Source organism: Leifsonia sp. 10L418 (assembly GCF_056395445.1).
The window spans coordinates 646,385-661,910 of record NZ_JBFTJN010000001.1 but is presented as its reverse complement, the minus strand read 5'-3'; the positions used below and the strand labels follow the sequence as shown (position 1 = coordinate 661,910).

The following is a 15,526-nucleotide window of genomic DNA, read 5'->3' as shown; positions in this document are numbered from 1 at the left end:
ATGATCCAGCAGACCGCCGACACCGCGTTGTTCACCACCGTGCTCGTCGCCAACCGCGGCGAGATCGCCTGTCGCGTCATCACGACGCTCCGCCGTCTCGGCATCCGCTCGGTCGCCGTGTTCAGCGATGCCGACCGGAATGCGCGGCATGTCGCTCTCGCCGATATCGCCGTGCGAATCGGCCCGGCCGAGCCGAGGGCGAGCTACCTCAACATCGCAGCGATCCTGAGGGCTGCCGCCGAAACCGGCGCTCAGGCGATTCATCCGGGCTACGGCTTTCTGAGCGAGAACGAAGAGTTCGCGCTGGCGACAGCCGACGCCGGCCTCACCTTCATCGGCCCGAGCGTTCACGCCCTGCGGGTGATGGGTGACAAGATCCGCGCGAAAAATCACGTCGCCGAAAGTGGAGTGCCGACAACTCCGGGCATCGCGGAGCCTGGACTCGACAACGCGCAACTCACCGCTGCCGCGGCTCGCGTCGGATATCCGTTGCTGATCAAGCCGTCGGCCGGCGGTGGCGGCAAGGGCATGTATGTCGTCGACTCGGCCGACGAATTGGCTGCAGCCCTCGATGCCGCACGCCGTGTCGCCGCACGCGCCTTCGGCGACGACACGCTCTTTCTCGAACGACTGATCCCAAGCCCACGCCACATCGAAGTGCAGGTGCTCGCCGACAACCATGGCAACGTCATTCACCTCGGTGAACGCGAATGCTCGCTGCAACGACGCCACCAGAAGGTGATCGAAGAAGCGCCATCGCCGCTGCTCGACGAGCCGACGCGGCAACGCATCGGCGCCGCCGCCTGCGCCGCCGCGCGCAGCGTCGACTACCGAGGGGCGGGCACCGTCGAATTTCTCGTCTCCGATGCCGAACCCGACGCGTTCTATTTCATGGAGATGAACACCCGGCTGCAGGTGGAGCATCCGGTCACCGAACTGATCACCGGACTCGACCTCGTCGAATGGCAGGTGCGCATTGCGGCCGGGGAGCAGCTCACCCTCAGCCAGGATGACGTTCATCTCACCGGGCACGCGATCGAGGCGCGCGTCTACGCCGAGAGCCCGGCCGCCGGTTTTCTGCCGGCCACAGGCAGCGTGCTGGCCCTGGTCGAGGCCCGCGGCGACGGCATTCGAGTCGACAGCTCGCTGGCCCCCGGCCTCGTGCTCGGCGCCGACTATGACCCGATGCTCGCCAAGGTGATCGCCTGGGGAGCAGACAGGGAGCAGGCGCGCAGCCGGCTCGACGTGGCACTTGCCGAGACCGTGCTGCTCGGTGTGCCGACGAACATCGAATACCTCCGGCTGCTGCTGGAGACCCCCGAAGTGCGGGACGGCCGACTCGACACCGAACTCATCGAGCGCACGCTTCCGCGCCTCGCCTTTCGAACCGTCGACGACCACGTGATGGTCGCCGCCGCACTCTATCTGCGGGACCACGACGGGGGAGTGCGGCCCGCGAACCCGGGCCTCTCGAACGCACCCACAACGGCCAACCCGCTGTGGGCAGCGCCCACAGGCTGGCGCGTGGGGCCGCACCGGCCGACCCCGTACACGCTGCAGGCTGGCACGGCGGAACCGGTGACCATTCAGGTTCTAGGCACTCCGGATGCGTCCCTCGTCACGATCGGTGACCGCACGACGCTCGCGGCCCGCATCGCGCCGGTGCCGGGACGAACGCACTCGTACAGCGTCGAGCTCGACGGACAGATCGAGACGTTTGACATCGTGAGAAACGGCACCGACGTGTGGCTCGGTTCGGCCGGCGCTACTTTTCGACTTGTCGAACTGAGCCGGCAAGATCAGCTCGCCGCCCGGCTCGCGGCGGCGGCGCCGTCGGCCGGGATCGTCGACCCGGCGGTGCGCTCGCCCATGCCGGGGACCGTGATTTCGGTGAACGTCGCCGACGGATCATCCGTTGCGACGGGGGACACACTGCTCGTGGTTGAGGCGATGAAAATGGAGCACCGTCTCACCGCAGCGCTCGACGGTCTCGCCACGGTGGCGGTCTCCGTCGGAGATCTTGTCAGTCTTGGCCAGATCGTGGCCACAATCAGGCGGCCAGACCCGGCCGCGCACGAGGGCTCACCCGGCCCGGCAGATTCGGAAGGTAAAGCATGAACGCGCACCAGAGCAGCACCCTGAACCAGACCACCACCTCGAACTACGGGGACTCGGAGCTGAGCGACGCCGAACGCCGGCTGAGCAACGAGGTGAAGGAGTTCGCCGACACCGTCGTAGCGCCCGCCGCCTACGAGTACGACACCAAGCGCGAACTTCCCTACGACATCATCAAGACGATGGGGGAGATGGGCCTGTTCGGGCTGCCATTCCCGGTCGAATACGGCGGACAGGGCAAGGACTACTTCTCGCTCTGCTTGGCCGTCGAACAACTCGGCCGCGTCGACCAGAGCATCGGCGTCACCCTGGAAGCCGGCGTCGGACTCGGTGCGATGCCGATCTTTCGAAGCGGCACCGACGCCCAGAAGCAGGAGTGGCTGCCGATGCTGGCGCGCGGGCAGGCACTGGCCGGATTCGGCCTGACCGAGGCTGACGCCGGCTCGGACGCCGCCGGCACGAAAACGACCGCAGAACTCGTGAACGGCGAGTGGGTGATCAACGGCACCAAACAATTCATCACCAACTCGGGGACCGAGATCACCAAACTCGTGACGATCACCGCGGTCACCGGCGAATCGACGCGGGCAGACGGCTCGATCAAGAAAGAGCTCACCGCGATTCTGGTGCCGAGCCGCACCCCGGGCTTCGTGGTCGAACCGAGCTACGACAAGGTCGGCTGGCACACCTCCGACACGCATCCGCTCACCCTCACCGACGTGCGGGTGCCAGAGGCGAATCTACTGGGCGAGCGCGGACGGGGCTTCGCCAACTTCATTCAGACGCTCGACGAGGGCCGTGTCGCCTTCGCCGCGCTCTGCACGGGGGCCGCACAGGGCTGCCTCGAGGAGTCAATCAGGTACGCCAATAGCCGCAATGTCTTCGGGCGCAACATCGGATCGAACCAGCACATCGCATTCAAGATTGCGCGGATGCAGGCTCGCGTGCATGCCGCCCGGCTCGCCTACTACGACGCAGCGCGCAAACTCGTCGCCGGTCGCCCTTTCAAGATGGAGGCAAGTCTTGCCAAACTGATCGGGAGCGAAGCCGCCATGGACAACGCTCGTGACGCAACGCAGATTTTCGGCGGCTATGGATTCATGAATGAGAACCCGGTCGCCCGGCACTACCGCGACTCAAAGATTCTCGAGATCGGCGAGGGGACGACTGAAGTGCAGCTGATGATCATCTCGCGCGAACTCGGCTTCGACACATTGTGAGGTTGCGGGTTCCGACAGGTTCGACCAGCGAAGGGAACAGATCATGATCGACAAAGTGGTCGGCAGCGCGGCACTGGCCGTCGCCGATATTCCGGATGGCGCGTCGCTCGCGGTCGGCGGGTTCGGGCTCTGCGGGATTCCCACGGCACTGATCCAAGCGCTGCACGACCGTGGCACACGCGAACTTGAGACGATCAGCAACAATTGCGGTGTCGACGACTGGGGACTCGGCATCCTGCTTGCCGACCACCGGATTCGGCGCACGGTCAGCTCCTACGTCGGCGAGAACAAAGAGTTCGCGCGGCAGTTTCTAGCCGGTGAACTCGAAGTCGAACTGACTCCGCAGGGCACCTTGGCCGAGAAACTGCGCGCCGGAGGGGCAGGGATCCCCGCCTTCTACACGCCGGCCGGAGTCGGAACGCAGGTGAGCGAGGGGGGACTGCCGCAACGCTACAACGCCGACGGCAGCGTCGCTATGGCCTCCGAGGCCAAGGAGGTGCGCCGGTTCGATGGTCGCGACTACGTGCTCGAACGCTCGGTCACCCCCGATTTCGCCCTGGTGCACGCTCAGAAAGGTGACCGCTACGGCAACCTGGTCTTTCACGCGGCGGCCGCCAACTTCAACCCGCTCGCCGCGATGGCCGGGCGCATCACCATCGCCCAGGTCGAAGAGCTGGTCGAGCCGGGGGATCTCGACCCCGAACAGATTCACACGCCGGGAATCTACGTGCAACGCGTCGTCGTGGTCGGGCCGGTCGAGAAGCGGATCGAACGACGGACCCTCACCGAACCGGAGGCACGGGCATGAGTCTCACCCGCACCGAACTCGCCGCCCGAGTGGCCGCGGAGCTCGAAAACGGCCAATATGTCAATCTCGGCATCGGAATGCCGACACTCATTCCGAACTACATTTCCGCCGACATCGAGGTGGTTCTGCATTCCGAGAACGGCATATTGGGGGTCGGACCCTACCCGACCGAGGCCCAACTCGATCCTGACCTGATCAATGCCGGCAAGGAAACCGTGACGGTGAACCAGGGTGCGGCGTTCTTCGACTCGGCGACATCCTTCGGCATGGTGCGCGGCGGCCACGTTGACGTGGCCGTGCTCGGGGCGATGGAGGTGGCCGAGAACGGCGACCTGGCCAATTGGATGATTCCAGGCAAGATGGTCAAGGGGATGGGCGGCGCCATGGATCTCGTGTTCGGGGCGCGCCGACTCATCGTGATGATGGAACACACCGACCGCGCCGGGAACCCGAAGCTGGTGAAGCGGTGCTCCCTTCCTTTGACTGGGCGCGGTTGCGTCGACCGGATCATCACCGATCTGGCGGTGATCGATGTCACGCCCGACGGGTTCGTGCTTCGGGAACTGGCTCCGGGCGTCAGTCTCGACGAGGTGATTGCAGCCACCGGCGCCGCACTGCACATCGATGACGCCGTGCAGGCAACGAACGGAGCCGGCACATGAATGACTACGACCGGATGGGTGATGCACGAACCGACCTGGTGCAGCGCGGGCTCTATTTTGAGGAATTCGACCTGTCGGTGCGCTACCTGCACCGCCCGGGCCGCACCGTGACCGAGGCGGACAACGTTCTCTTCACGACCCTGACCATGAACACCCAGTCGTTGCACCTCGACGCGGCGTGGGCAGCGACCCAGCCGTTCGGCGAGCGCCTGGTGAACTCGATGTTCACCCTGTCGACCCTGGTCGGCAGCTCGGTCGCGCAGCTGACCCAAGGCACGATCGTCGCGAACCTCGGTTTCTCCGAGGTGACCTTCCCTCATCCGCTGTATCACGGGGACACGCTCTACTCGGAGTCGATCGTGACCGACAAGCGCTTGTCGGCCTCACGTCCCGGCCAGGGAATCGTCACCCTGGAACACACCGCACGCAACCAGCACGGCGAGGTCGTTGCCACGGCTCGGCGTACGACGTTGGTCTGGTGTCTGGATGCCGCCGAGCGGCCGGTGTCGGAGTGATCGGCTCGCCGTCGAACGGCCGGGAGTCGAGCGGCTCGCCGTCAAACGGCTCGGTGCCCACACCGTTCGCGCTGGGCCCGGCATTGTTGTTCTGTCCGGCCGACCGGCCAGACCGCTACGGGCGCGCGGTGGAACGGGCCGATGCGGTCATCATCGACCTTGAAGACGCGGTCGCTCCGGCGAACCGCGCGGCCGCGCGGGAGGCGTTGATCGCGCATCCGCAGGATCCGGCGCGCACGATTGTGCGGGTGAACGCACTCGGAACGCCTGATCATGGGCTCGATCTGGCGGCGCTGCAATCGACCGACTACCGAACGATCATGGTGCCGAAGGCCGAGAGCGCAGCCGCCCTTGCCGCGCAGCGCGGCTTTCAGATCATTGCCCTGTGCGAGAGCGCGGCCGGTGTGATTGCCGCCGCTGAGATCGCCGCCGTCGACACCGTTGTGGCGCTGATGTGGGGCGCCGAAGACCTCATCGCCTCGCTCGGCGGAACCTCAAGCCGTCGACCCGATGGTTCCTACCGCGATGTGGCGTGGCACGCCAGATCCCAGGTTCTGCTGGCCGCGGGGGCGCACTGCAAAGTGGCAATCGATACGGTGCACCTCGACATCGCCGATCTCGCCGGCGTCGCTCGCGAGGCGGAGGATGCCGCAGCGAGCGGGTTTGGCGCCACGGCCTGCATCCACCCGAGTCAGGTTGAGCCGATCCGGGGCGGCTACCGGCCCACCGAGGCGCAGATCACCGCGGCCACCGACATCCTCCGCGCAGCGCAATCCCAACCAGGAGTCTTTCAACACCATGCGCAGATGGTCGATGCACCGCTTCTGCGGCACGCTGAAGCGGTGTTGCAGCGGGCAGGGATTCCGCTTCCGGGCGACTGAGCTAGGAGGCGGCGTGAGGAGCGAGGCCGCGTAAGTCGCGAAGCGGCGTGAGTCGTTAGGCGGCGCGTTCGGCCGCGAGTGCCGACTCGACCGCGCTGACGATCGCGTCGGATTCCGGTTCGACGGCCGAACTGAAACGGTCGATCACTTCGCCCTGGGAGTTGATCAGAAACTTCTCGAAGTTCCATTTGATCAGGCCGGGGAGCACGCCGTGCTTGAACTGCGTCAGCTCGGCATAGAGCGGATGCTGGTGCTTGCCTCGCACATCGACCTTCGCGGTCAACGGAAACGTCACCCCATAGTTGAGGTCGCAGAACTCGGCGATGTCTTCTTCAGTTCCGGGCTCTTGACCCATGAACTGGTTGCAGGGGAGCCCGAGAATCACGAGGCCGTCGTCGGCGAACTTCGTGTACAGCGATTCCAAGCCCGCATACTGCGGAGTGAATCCGCACTTCGACGCCACGTTGACCACGAGAACCGTCTTTCCGGCGAATTGGCCGAACGTGGTTTCCGTACCGTCGATGAGGGTGAGGGGGATGTCGTACAGCGCGGATTCAGACATTGCACCAGATTAACTCTCTGGTGCAGTTTTTGTCTGCACGTTGACCGAAGATTTGCCGAGGAGTTAGCTGGCGATGAATATTCGGTAACGGTTTACGCGTCATTCACAGCAACGTCGGAGGCCGGGTCTACTGTCAGGTTTGAGAGGGAGGGGAGCGGATGGGCCGCTTGGTTGACACCATCACCGCCGGCATCAGAACCCAGCGTTCTGAATCCGCTGTTTCCTCTCACACTCCGGCCGCAACCTCGGTACCCACAACGACTCCGCCCAGCCCGACCCCCGCATCACACGTCGGCCCCGTCGATGTGAAGCTTCAGACACGCTCGGAGCCGATCGAGGTTCAGCACACCGGACCGATCGTGACAACCGAATCCGGAGCAACCTCCGTTCCGGCGTTCCGGCGGCGGTTGCCCGACACGGAACTCTCCGTGTACCCGTTCGCCTTGGGCTGCAGCGTGTTCGGCTGGACCGCCGATGGTGACACCAGTATGCGCATCCTCGACCGTCACCGTGACCTCGGGGGCAACTTTCTCGACACCGCTGACAGCTATGCGTCAGGGCGCAGCGAGGTGTTGCTCGGCGCTTGGATGCGGAGCAGGCGTGCCAGGGACACGACAGTCGTCGCCACGAAGATCGGGCGCAATCGTGACTTTCCCGGTCTCAGCCCCGACAACATCATCGGCGCGGTGCATGCCTCACTGGAACGGCTCGGCACCGACTCCATCGACCTGCTCTACCTGCACCTGGACGACAAGAAAGTGCCCCTCGAAGAGAGTCTCGGCGCGATTGACGCACTCATGCGCGCCGGGTTGGTGAAGAACCTCGCAGCGTCCAACTACAGCGCGGAACGACTGATGGAGGCTCGGGTGCTCGCGGCAAACGGACTGCCCCGGTTCGTCGCCCTGCAGACCCACTACAACCTGGTGCACCGGGTCGATTTCGAGTCAAACCTGTCGGTGGTCACCCGCGCGCAAGGTCTCGCGGTGATGCCCTATTTCGCTCTGGCCCACGGCTTTCTCACCGGTAAATATCATGCCAAGGCAGATGTCTCTGGCGACGTACGCGGACACCTGATCGCGCCGTACCTCAACCGGTCTTCGCTGCGGGCGCTTGCTGCGCTGCGCCGGGTCGCCGAAGCACGCGGGGTCGCTTCGACCACGATCGCCCTGGCCTGGTTGTCGGCCAAGGGGATGTTCGCGCCGGTTGCCAGCGTCAGCCGGCCGGAACAGCTCGATGCGATCATGGCCGCGGCGGAGATCCGGTTGTTCCGCAGTGAGATGCACGAGCTCGATCGAGCTTCGGAGAAACTGAGCGACCTGCCCTGAACTGTAGAGCTGACCGACCCCGGGACTGCAGTCAGGGGCCTAGCCGGCCTGAGCCGCCTCGGCGGCCGCTTCCTCGATCACTCGCTGAACGGCGCGCATCAGGGCGGCCTGCGCCGCGATCGGGTCGCCGAGGTTGGCGCCGGAGAATGCACCGTCCCTGGCGAGAAAGAAGTCGTCGGCCGCATCGCCGGGACGCGGGTGTCCCATTCCCCGAAACAGGTCCTCGATGCTCGAGATGTACCACTCACGGTGAATGCTCACCGCTTGTCGCACCGGGTGCATCGGATCGGCGAACTGCGCCGCAGCGTTGATGAACGGGCAGCCGTGAAAACTATCGGTGCGCACCTCGGCGGCCAGCGTGTACGCGATGTCGTGAAGGCGGCGAGCCGGTGATTCATGACGTTCGGCGACTGCGTTCAGCTGCTCGCGGGCACGCTTGTCGCGGCCCTCGATGTAGGAGACGATCAGGCCGTCTTTCGAACGGAAGTACTTGTAGAAGGTCGCCTTCGTCACGCGGGACTCACCGATGATGCGGTCGACACCGACCGTGTGTATGCCCTCGCTGTAGAACAGCTCGTCGGCGGTGGCGAGGATGCGCACCTTGGCGTGAGTCGTCGGTCGGACGGCCAAATCGGTCAACTCGGCCATCCGGTCCGACTCCTTTGTGGGAATTGCTTCCCAGCGGTGTTCTGCGAGTGCTAGGGCACCCGGATTCGTAGAAACCGTCGACTGCGACGGTCGAGCCTCGCTGTGCAGGAGACCAGTGAAACCCACGCGAAAACCGACGTTTTGGGGTGGTCGTCGGCGTTCAACATCCAGACAGTAGCACAGTTGGAGACAGACCAGTCTAGGGGGGCATTACCGGTGTGGCGGCCCGCATATCGGAGTGGTGTCGTAAGGTTGTGGGGACATGAACGGTGCAGTTGAATTTCCCCTAGACCTGCCCGAACTCTCTTTTCAGGCGGCGGGTGATTCGCGCGTTCGACGGAGTGTCTTGCCGAGCGGCGTTCGTATCTTGAGCGAGCAGGTTCCGGGCAGCCGCAGCCTGACGATCGGCCTCTGGGTTGCCGTCGGCTCACGCGATGAGACGCCGGGCCACTTCGGCTCGACTCACTTTCTTGAGCACCTTCTCTTCAAGGGAACACGCGAGCGTTCAGCGCTCGACATCGCAGTGGCCTTCGACTCGGTCGGCGGCGAGCACAATGCGATGACCGCCAAGGAATACACCTGCTACTACGCCAAGGTGCAAGACCGCGACCTCAGCATGGCGGTCGAGGTGCTCACCGACATGCTCACCTCTTCGCTGCTCGACCCTGTCGAGTTCGAGAACGAACGCGGGGTCATCCTCGAAGAGCTGGCCATGGCCGACGACGACCCGGCGGATGTCGCCAACGAGCGCTTCTTCGAAGCCGTGCTGGGCAAGCACCCGCTCGGTCGCCCGATCGGCGGTAGCCCCGAAACTATTCTCGCGGCCACCCGCGACGCCGTTCACGAGCACTATCTCGCGAACTATCGGCCGCAAGACCTCGTCGTCACCGTCGCCGGTGCCGTCGACCACGATCTGCTGGTCACCCTTGTCACCGCCGGGCTCCTGCGTGCCGGCTGGGACCTCGACGTCGCGGCGACACCGGTCGGTCGACGCACCGATCATGCGGCCGTCATCAGCCAGGGCGACCCCGTCACCATCGTCCGGCGTCCGCTGGAACAGGCGAACATGCTGATCGGCATGCCCGGCCTGGTCGCCTCCGACAACCGTCGCGTGACGATGAGCGTGCTCAACTCGATCTTCGGCGGCGGCATGTCGTCGCGATTGTTCCAGGAAGTGCGCGAGAAGCGCGGTCTGGCCTACTCGGTGTATTCCTTCGCCCCCGGTTATTCCGACGCCGGACTGTTCGGCATGTATGCGGGCTGCACTCCGGCCAAGGCCGGCCAGGTCGCCGACATCCTGATGAGCGAGCTTCACCGTCTCGCCGAACACGGTGTCACCGCCAACGAGATGAAGCGCGCAGCAGGTCAGCTGGCCGGCGCATCCGCCCTGGCGCTCGAAGATTCCGACACTCGGATGTCGCGTCTCGGCCGCTCAGAGATCACCCTCGGCGAGTTCGCCGACCTTGATGAGGCGTTGCGTCGCCTCGACCGGGTGACCGCGGATGACGTGCAGAGCCTCGCCGCCGAGCTCGTGTCCGGCCCGATTTCGGTCGCCGCCGTCGGTGCGCTCGACGACAACACGTTCGACTCGATCATTCCCGCGGGCGTTCGACCTTAGCCGCCGGCCGGCGCCCCGCCTTGGGTGACTCCGGCGCTTCTTCCTCCTCGGCAGTGCACGCTCGTGCACCGCCTGCCAGCAAGACAAGCGGTACAACGAAATGGACAACGATGACCCACTACATCTACTTGGTGCGCCACGGCGAGCAACAGGATGCAGAGCACGGTCTTCCTGATGGCCCACTCTCGGCGCGGGGGCGTCGTCAAGCACATTTGATCGCTGAGCGTCTCGGCGGGGTTCCGTTCACCGGAGCCTGGCATTCACCGCTGCAGCGAGCTGCCGCAACGGCTGAGATCATCGCCGAACGGTTGCCGTCGCTGGTCTCTGAGCCGTCCCCGCTGCTGTTCGACTGCATCCCCTCCGGTAAAGCGCCGGAAATGCCGTCGGTCTACGCGCCGTTCTTCGGAGCGGTCACCGAGGCGGAGATCGAGGCAGGCCGGGCTCAGATGGAGGATGCGACTGCCGAATTCTTGCAGGCACGACCCGGCGAGCGTCACGACCTGCTGATCACCCACAATTTTGTGATCGCCTGGTTTGTGCGGGAGGTTCTGGGGGCGCCCGATTGGCGCTGGATCAGCATCAATCAAGCCAATTGTGGTCTCACGGTGTTGCAGCAGAAGCCCGGTCGCCCGTGGACGCTGGTCACCCACAACGACCTCGGCCACCTGCCGGTGGAGTTGCGCACGGGGTTGCCTGACCCGCTGATGTTCTAGGCGAACGGTAGATTAGACCCATGACTACACGGGTTGCCGTCATCGGCGCGACAGGAAAAATGGGCCGCCTGGTCTGCCAACTCGTTGAGGATGCCGAGGGCTACGAACTTGTCGCCCAGTTGAACTCCCGCAGCCCGCTCTCCGACATGCTCGGTGCGGATGTGGCGGTCGACATGACGGTTCCGGGCGTCAGCCAGGATGTCGTCGACTTTGCCACCGCCAACGGCTTGCGGGTCTTGGTCGGGACATCCGGTTGGTCGGAAGACCGCATCACTGCGCTCGCCAGCCGCATCGACGGCAACGACGAGACCGGCGTCATCATCATTCCCAACTTCTCAATCGGCTCCGTGCTTGCCAGCGGATTCGCCGCTCAGGCGGCCCGGTTCTTCGACTCCATCGAGATCGTCGAAGCCCATCACGCCGGCAAGGTCGATTCGCCTTCTGGCACCGCGGTGCGCACCGCCGAGCTGATCGGGCGCGCACGAGCGGCGCTTGGGCCGGTCTCGGCGCCGCACACCGATCAGCGCGCGCGCGGCCAGCAGATCGCCAGCGTTCCGGTGCACAGCATCCGGATGGATGGGCTGCTCGCCCGCCAGGAAGTCTTGCTCGGCGGAACCGGTGAAACGCTCACGATCAGCCACAACACGCTCTCGGCCGCGTCGTATGAGCGCGGGATCCTGATCGCCCTGGCGGCGACCCGGTCGGTGCGCGGGGTGACCGTCGGGCTCGATGCGCTGCTCGACCTCGGGCTGGGCCGGGCGGACGAGACAGGTCCCGTGCCGGCGACCGGCGTGCCGGCTCCGGAGTCTTCGGAGATCTCCGCGTGAAGGGTCGGATCGCCGCCCTCGTGATGGCGGCACTTCTCGTTTTCTACATCGTGGTCATCGGCTGGCGAGCGGTGCTGTTTCTGGGCAGCGGTGACAGCGTCGGCATTGTGATCGGCATCGCACTTCTCGTGCTTCCGTTGATCGGGATCTGGGCGCTGGTGCGTGAAATTCAGTTCGGCACGCGGTCGGAACGCCTCGTGAAACTGCTCGAGGAGCAGGGCGCACTTCCGATGGAGCAGCTGCCGGTGCGGGCGAGCGGGCGTCCGGTGCGCGACGCGGCGGATGCCGAGTTCCCGCGCTACCAGGCCGAGGTCGATGCGGCACCGGAAAGCTGGCAGGCCTGGTTCCGGCTGGGACTCGCCTATGACGCGTCGGGGGACCGCCGTCGGGCACGACGGGCGATTCGCATGGCAATCACGCTCGAACGTGCGGAGCACACGACCGCCTGATCGCTTTCGCAACGCTCGACTAGCTCTGTCGCAGCATCCAGTCGATCGCCGCTGTCGGCGTGCGGTGGGTGAACTGAAAACCATCGTCCTGCAGTTTCTGGCTGCTGACCCGTTGATCGGCCAGGAGCAGCTGCCGCGCTGCATCCTGGAGTGCGAGGGTGAGCACTTTCTCGGGCACGGGCAGGAGGAACGGCCGGTGCAGCGCGTGCGCCAGGGCGCGCATCACGTCGTTGGCGCTGGCGGGGTGTGGAGCGACGAGATTGACCGGTCCGGACAGTTCGGAATCGAGCAGGTGAACCAGGGCCGCTGCCTCGTCGAGGAGACTGATCCACGGCCACACCTGGGTGCCGCGACCGAGCGGGCCGGCAAGCCCGAGGTGGGTCACCGGGATCAGCGGCGCCAGTGCGCCATGCCGGGCGAGTACGAGACCGGTGCGAAAGGTCACCACCCGCGTCGACTCAGGGGCGCGGTGCGCTTCGGCTTCCCAGGTGGCGACGACGCCGGCCAGAAAGTTGTCGGCCGGCTCGGCATCCTCGGTCAGAACCTCACCGGGGCGATCGCCGTAGATGCCGGTGGCCGAGGCGTTCAGCAGCAGGCGAGGAGGCCGCGCGGCCCGGTGCATCGCGTCGGTCAGGGTGCGCGTGGCTTGAACGCGGGAGCGCAGAACCTCGGTGCGGTACCTGGGTGTCCAGGGCAGGCGGGCTAATGACGCCCCCGCGAAGTTCACGACGGCGTCGAAGCCGTCGAGCACAGTCGGCTCGATGAAGAGATCCGGGGGATTCCAAGAAATCTCATTGCGTGCGCCGGGCGGCCGACGAACGAGCCGGAACACGGTGTGTCCGGCTGCTGTGGCCGCCCGGGAGAACGCGGTGCCGATCAGGCCGGAGGAACCGCTGACGAGAATTCGCATGTCGGTCTCCGCTGGGCGAGTCGGTTAGGCGAGTTCTGCTTCGAGGGTGATCGGGATGCCGGTCAGAGCCTTCGAAATCGGGCAGTTGACCTTGGCGTCTTCGGCGATGACCTCGAACTCCTCGGCGGTCAGGCCGGGAACACGGGCGTTCACCAGCAGGTGACTGCCGACGACGCCGACGCCGGGCTGGAAGGTGACCGCAGCGGTGGTCTGGATGGATTCGGGCGTGTGGCCCGCCTCAGCGAGAGCGAGGGAGAGCGCCATCGAGAAGCAGGCGGAGTGTGCCGCGCCGAGAAGTTCCTCGGGGTTGGTGGTGTTCGGGGCGCCTTCAGAGCGCGCCTTCCAATTGACGGGGAATTCGGCGGCGTGCGACGAATCGAGTGTGACGTTTCCGGAACCTGTCGCAAGCGGTCCGTTCCAGACCGTCGTTGCTTCGCTGGTGAGTGCCATGATGTTTCCTCCAAGAGTGAGTCTTCAGCCTATCCGTCGGGCTCGCCTGAGTCATCGCGGAACTACAAGCCCACTCGAAGCCCGGGCAGCTAGCATCAGTCGTGGGGACCGGTTCGCTGTCGTTGTCGCGCAGTGACGACCGGCATCCCTCAGCAGCTTCGAGAAAGGGCACGACCATGCAGGAAATCACAGCTTCGGAACTTGCGGCACTCGGGAGCACCGCAGTGGTGCTCGATGTGCGCGAAGACGGCGAGTATGCCGAGGCGCACCTGGCCGGCTCGACACACATTCCGATGAGTGAGTTTGTCAGCCGCTTGGCCGAGGTGCCGCGCGAAGACACGCTGTACGTGCTCTGCCACGCCGGGGGTCGCAGCGCCCAGGTCACGGCCTACCTCGAGCAGCAGGGCTTCGATGCGATCAACGTCGCCGGCGGAATCTCGGCCTGGCAGGCCGAGGGACACCCGGTCGAGACCGGCGCAGCGCTTGTCTGATCCCTCAGTGCAGCCGACTGAACGCGACCTGGCGCGGTTGCGAGACGCGATCGACCTTGCCCGCAGCGCGGTCGCTCACGGCAACCATCCGTTCGGGTCGGTGCTGACGGATGCCGACGGCACCGTCGTGCTGCAGGCCGAGAACTCGGTCACCACCGACGCCGATTGCACGGCGCATGCGGAGACGGCGCTCATTCGATTGGCGTCGCACCGCTACACACCCACCGAACTGCGCGACTTCACGCTCTATACGAGCTGTGAACCCTGCGCGATGTGCTCCGGCGCGATCTACTGGGCCGGCGTCGGCCGCGTCGTCTACGCGCTGGGCGAGCGCGACCTGCTGGCGATCACCGGCTCGAACCCTGAGAACCCGACGATGAGCCTGCCCTGCCGCACGGTCTTCGCCGCAGGACAGAGGGCCACCGTTGTGGTCGGCCCGGCGCTGCGCGAGGAGGCGGCAGCGGTGCACGACGGCTTCTGGGGCTGAGCGCCGCCTGCCGGGCGGGGGACTCTAGGGCATGAAGGCACTGAGGACAGCCGCAATCCAGTAGACGGCTGCCGTCGCTGCAAGAAGTGCCGCGAGACCGATTCCAACCTTCTGCCAGAACGTTGTGCGACGACGGAGGCGGCGTCCGCGCAACCCAACCCGGAAGTGCGTGTCGGCACCGCCGAGGGCGGTGATCTGGGCACGGCGAAATGGGTCGCTGACCGATGCATTGTCGCGTCGGTCGTCCTGGTAGCGGTGTGTCTGTCGGCGCAGTTTGCTCTCAAGGAAACGCACTAACTCTGGCACGACCGAGAGAGCGGCTTTCGTCGCGAACGCGGCGGGTGGTGCGTAGATGAGGACTCGATTGTCGACGAACTCGATGTCGCATCCAGCGGCAGAATCCACCAGGCGAGCCATCAGGTCGGGTGTGAAGATGTAGAGCGCGTCGGTCTCGTATTCGCGAGGGCAATACAGCGTAAACGTTGTATCGAAGTCGCCCTCCAGGGCAAGGCGCTGGCCCTCGTCCAGCGCGACCCCGGCCTTGCTCAGCACGGCTTCACCCGTGCTGAGCAACACCATGTTCGGCACCGGCCTCGGCAACACGATCATCACGAGCTTCGCGTCCCGTACTCGTCCGCCCCTGGCCGAAAGCGTCCCGAACACAAACGGGGTCGCGGTGGCAGTGGCGTCGACGACGTCGCTCATGACGACGTGATTGGTGTTGGCGAACAGGAGGCCAGACACCGGCGGGTTGACCACCTGCGGACGGTAGTCGTAACCGCCCTCGTCAGCAATCGCCTTCGCCACAGAGGCGCGATGGTGAGCGTGGCGACGACTGCGCATGC

The 15,526-nt window shown here is 65.5% G+C and carries 18 protein-coding genes; 13 read left to right on the top strand and 5 right to left on the bottom strand.

Translation table 11 applies throughout. The features are described from left to right. Genes AC1DCF_RS03055 through AC1DCF_RS03030 form a run of 6 tightly spaced genes read left to right on the top strand, consistent with a single transcriptional unit; the run spans window position 1 to window position 6,201 of the window. Window positions 1-2,118: an acetyl/propionyl/methylcrotonyl-CoA carboxylase subunit alpha gene (locus AC1DCF_RS03055; protein WP_477209723.1), complete on the top strand. Its 2,118-nt coding sequence runs from the start codon at window positions 1-3 to the stop codon at window positions 2,116-2,118. Beyond that, on the top strand, window positions 2,115-3,335 hold the full coding sequence (locus AC1DCF_RS03050; RefSeq protein WP_477209722.1) for an acyl-CoA dehydrogenase family protein: 1,221 nt from the start codon (window positions 2,115-2,117) through the stop codon (window positions 3,333-3,335). The genes AC1DCF_RS03055 and AC1DCF_RS03050 overlap by 4 nt, the downstream gene beginning before the upstream one ends. Before the next feature lie 43 nt (window positions 3,336-3,378). Further along, window positions 3,379-4,143, top strand: a complete 765-nt coding sequence (locus AC1DCF_RS03045) for a CoA transferase subunit A (RefSeq protein ID WP_477209721.1) — start codon at window positions 3,379-3,381, stop codon at window positions 4,141-4,143. After that, the gene (locus AC1DCF_RS03040; RefSeq protein WP_477209720.1) at window positions 4,140-4,805 is read left to right on the top strand and encodes a CoA transferase subunit B; all 666 of its coding nucleotides are present in this window, start codon (window positions 4,140-4,142) and stop codon (window positions 4,803-4,805) included. Before AC1DCF_RS03045 ends, AC1DCF_RS03040 begins: the two co-directional genes overlap by 4 nt. Further along, a complete protein-coding gene (locus tag AC1DCF_RS03035; protein WP_477209719.1) occupies window positions 4,802-5,320 on the top strand; it encodes a MaoC family dehydratase in 519 nt (172 codons plus the stop codon). The genes AC1DCF_RS03040 and AC1DCF_RS03035 overlap by 4 nt, the downstream gene beginning before the upstream one ends. Before the next feature lie 53 nt (window positions 5,321-5,373). Further along, entirely contained in the window at window positions 5,374-6,201 is an 828-nt protein-coding gene (locus AC1DCF_RS03030) for an HpcH/HpaI aldolase/citrate lyase family protein (RefSeq protein ID WP_477209718.1), read from the top strand. A 55-nt stretch (window positions 6,202-6,256) separates the two neighbouring features. On the opposite strand, the gene AC1DCF_RS03025 is transcribed toward AC1DCF_RS03030, so the two are convergent. After that, window positions 6,257-6,763, bottom strand: coding sequence for a glutathione peroxidase (locus AC1DCF_RS03025; RefSeq protein ID WP_477209717.1), 507 nt, complete (start codon window positions 6,761-6,763; stop codon window positions 6,257-6,259). A gap of 158 nt (window positions 6,764-6,921) precedes the next feature. Here AC1DCF_RS03025 and AC1DCF_RS03020 point away from each other — a divergent pair, with 158 nt between their 5' ends. Further along, window positions 6,922-8,088 (top strand): aldo/keto reductase, encoded by a 1,167-nt coding sequence (locus tag AC1DCF_RS03020; protein WP_477209716.1) that lies wholly within the window; start codon window positions 6,922-6,924, stop codon window positions 8,086-8,088. Window positions 8,089-8,127: 39 nt separating this feature from the next. On the opposite strand, the gene AC1DCF_RS03015 is transcribed toward AC1DCF_RS03020, so the two are convergent. Continuing rightward, complete coding sequence (locus AC1DCF_RS03015) at window positions 8,128-8,736, bottom strand: TetR/AcrR family transcriptional regulator (protein ID WP_477209715.1); 609 nt, start codon at window positions 8,734-8,736, stop codon at window positions 8,128-8,130. A 262-nt stretch (window positions 8,737-8,998) separates the two neighbouring features. On the opposite strand from AC1DCF_RS03015, the gene AC1DCF_RS03010 reads away from it, so the two are divergent. The 4 genes from AC1DCF_RS03010 to AC1DCF_RS02995 all read left to right on the top strand — a co-directional run bounded on the left by AC1DCF_RS03010 (window position 8,999) and on the right by AC1DCF_RS02995 (window position 12,343). After that, window positions 8,999-10,354: a M16 family metallopeptidase gene (locus AC1DCF_RS03010; protein WP_477209714.1), complete on the top strand. Its 1,356-nt coding sequence runs from the start codon at window positions 8,999-9,001 to the stop codon at window positions 10,352-10,354. A 110-nt stretch (window positions 10,355-10,464) separates the two neighbouring features. Beyond that, window positions 10,465-11,067, top strand: coding sequence for a histidine phosphatase family protein (locus AC1DCF_RS03005; RefSeq protein ID WP_477209713.1), 603 nt, complete (start codon window positions 10,465-10,467; stop codon window positions 11,065-11,067). A 20-nt stretch (window positions 11,068-11,087) separates the two neighbouring features. Beyond that, a complete protein-coding gene (gene dapB, locus AC1DCF_RS03000) occupies window positions 11,088-11,894 on the top strand; it encodes a 4-hydroxy-tetrahydrodipicolinate reductase (protein WP_477209712.1) in 807 nt (268 codons plus the stop codon). Then, window positions 11,891-12,343: a hypothetical protein gene (locus AC1DCF_RS02995; protein ID WP_477209711.1), complete on the top strand. Its 453-nt coding sequence runs from the start codon at window positions 11,891-11,893 to the stop codon at window positions 12,341-12,343. The genes dapB and AC1DCF_RS02995 overlap by 4 nt, the downstream gene beginning before the upstream one ends. 19 nt (window positions 12,344-12,362) lie before the next feature. Here the strand turns inward: AC1DCF_RS02995 and AC1DCF_RS02990 are convergent, their stop codons facing one another. Continuing rightward, complete coding sequence (locus tag AC1DCF_RS02990) at window positions 12,363-13,253, bottom strand: TIGR01777 family oxidoreductase (RefSeq protein WP_477209710.1); 891 nt, start codon at window positions 13,251-13,253, stop codon at window positions 12,363-12,365. A 24-nt stretch (window positions 13,254-13,277) separates the two neighbouring features. Next, the gene (locus AC1DCF_RS02985) at window positions 13,278-13,703 is read right to left on the bottom strand and encodes an OsmC family protein (RefSeq protein ID WP_441791083.1); all 426 of its coding nucleotides are present in this window, start codon (window positions 13,701-13,703) and stop codon (window positions 13,278-13,280) included. 176 nt (window positions 13,704-13,879) lie between these two features. Here AC1DCF_RS02985 and AC1DCF_RS02980 point away from each other — a divergent pair, with 176 nt between their 5' ends. Together AC1DCF_RS02980 and AC1DCF_RS02975 are read left to right on the top strand one after the other, a co-directional pair. Continuing rightward, window positions 13,880-14,194 (top strand): rhodanese-like domain-containing protein, encoded by a 315-nt coding sequence (locus AC1DCF_RS02980; RefSeq protein WP_477209709.1) that lies wholly within the window; start codon window positions 13,880-13,882, stop codon window positions 14,192-14,194. Between the two features lie 7 nt (window positions 14,195-14,201). Then, window positions 14,202-14,681 (top strand): nucleoside deaminase, encoded by a 480-nt coding sequence (locus AC1DCF_RS02975; protein WP_477209708.1) that lies wholly within the window; start codon window positions 14,202-14,204, stop codon window positions 14,679-14,681. A gap of 24 nt (window positions 14,682-14,705) precedes the next feature. On the opposite strand, the gene AC1DCF_RS02970 is transcribed toward AC1DCF_RS02975, so the two are convergent. After that, complete coding sequence (locus AC1DCF_RS02970; RefSeq protein ID WP_477209707.1) at window positions 14,706-15,524, bottom strand: hypothetical protein; 819 nt, start codon at window positions 15,522-15,524, stop codon at window positions 14,706-14,708. Window positions 15,525-15,526: the final 2 nt, after the last annotated feature.

Bases quoted from the DNA above. Each gene is read 5' to 3' on its own strand.
- AC1DCF_RS03055 (WP_477209723.1), top strand. From the start codon at position 1: ATGATCCAGCAGACCGCCGACACCGCGTTGTTCACCACCGTGCTCGTC.
- AC1DCF_RS03050 (WP_477209722.1), top strand. From the start codon at position 2,115: ATGAACGCGCACCAGAGCAGCACCCTGAACCAGACCACCACCTCGAAC.
- AC1DCF_RS03045 (WP_477209721.1), top strand. From the start codon at position 3,379: ATGATCGACAAAGTGGTCGGCAGCGCGGCACTGGCCGTCGCCGATATT.
- AC1DCF_RS03040 (WP_477209720.1), top strand. From the start codon at position 4,140: ATGAGTCTCACCCGCACCGAACTCGCCGCCCGAGTGGCCGCGGAGCTC.
- AC1DCF_RS03035 (WP_477209719.1), top strand. From the start codon at position 4,802: ATGAATGACTACGACCGGATGGGTGATGCACGAACCGACCTGGTGCAG.
- AC1DCF_RS03025 (WP_477209717.1), bottom strand. From the start codon at position 6,763: ATGTCTGAATCCGCGCTGTACGACATCCCCCTCACCCTCATCGACGGT.
- AC1DCF_RS03020 (WP_477209716.1), top strand. From the start codon at position 6,922: ATGGGCCGCTTGGTTGACACCATCACCGCCGGCATCAGAACCCAGCGT.
- AC1DCF_RS03015 (WP_477209715.1), bottom strand. From the start codon at position 8,736: ATGGCCGAGTTGACCGATTTGGCCGTCCGACCGACGACTCACGCCAAG.
- AC1DCF_RS03010 (WP_477209714.1), top strand. From the start codon at position 8,999: ATGAACGGTGCAGTTGAATTTCCCCTAGACCTGCCCGAACTCTCTTTT.
- AC1DCF_RS03005 (WP_477209713.1), top strand. From the start codon at position 10,465: ATGACCCACTACATCTACTTGGTGCGCCACGGCGAGCAACAGGATGCA.
- dapB (WP_477209712.1), top strand. From the start codon at position 11,088: ATGACTACACGGGTTGCCGTCATCGGCGCGACAGGAAAAATGGGCCGC.
- AC1DCF_RS02990 (WP_477209710.1), bottom strand. From the start codon at position 13,253: ATGCGAATTCTCGTCAGCGGTTCCTCCGGCCTGATCGGCACCGCGTTC.
- AC1DCF_RS02985 (WP_441791083.1), bottom strand. From the start codon at position 13,703: ATGGCACTCACCAGCGAAGCAACGACGGTCTGGAACGGACCGCTTGCG.
- AC1DCF_RS02980 (WP_477209709.1), top strand. From the start codon at position 13,880: ATGCAGGAAATCACAGCTTCGGAACTTGCGGCACTCGGGAGCACCGCA.
- AC1DCF_RS02970 (WP_477209707.1), bottom strand. From the start codon at position 15,524: ATGCGCAGTCGTCGCCACGCTCACCATCGCGCCTCTGTGGCGAAGGCG.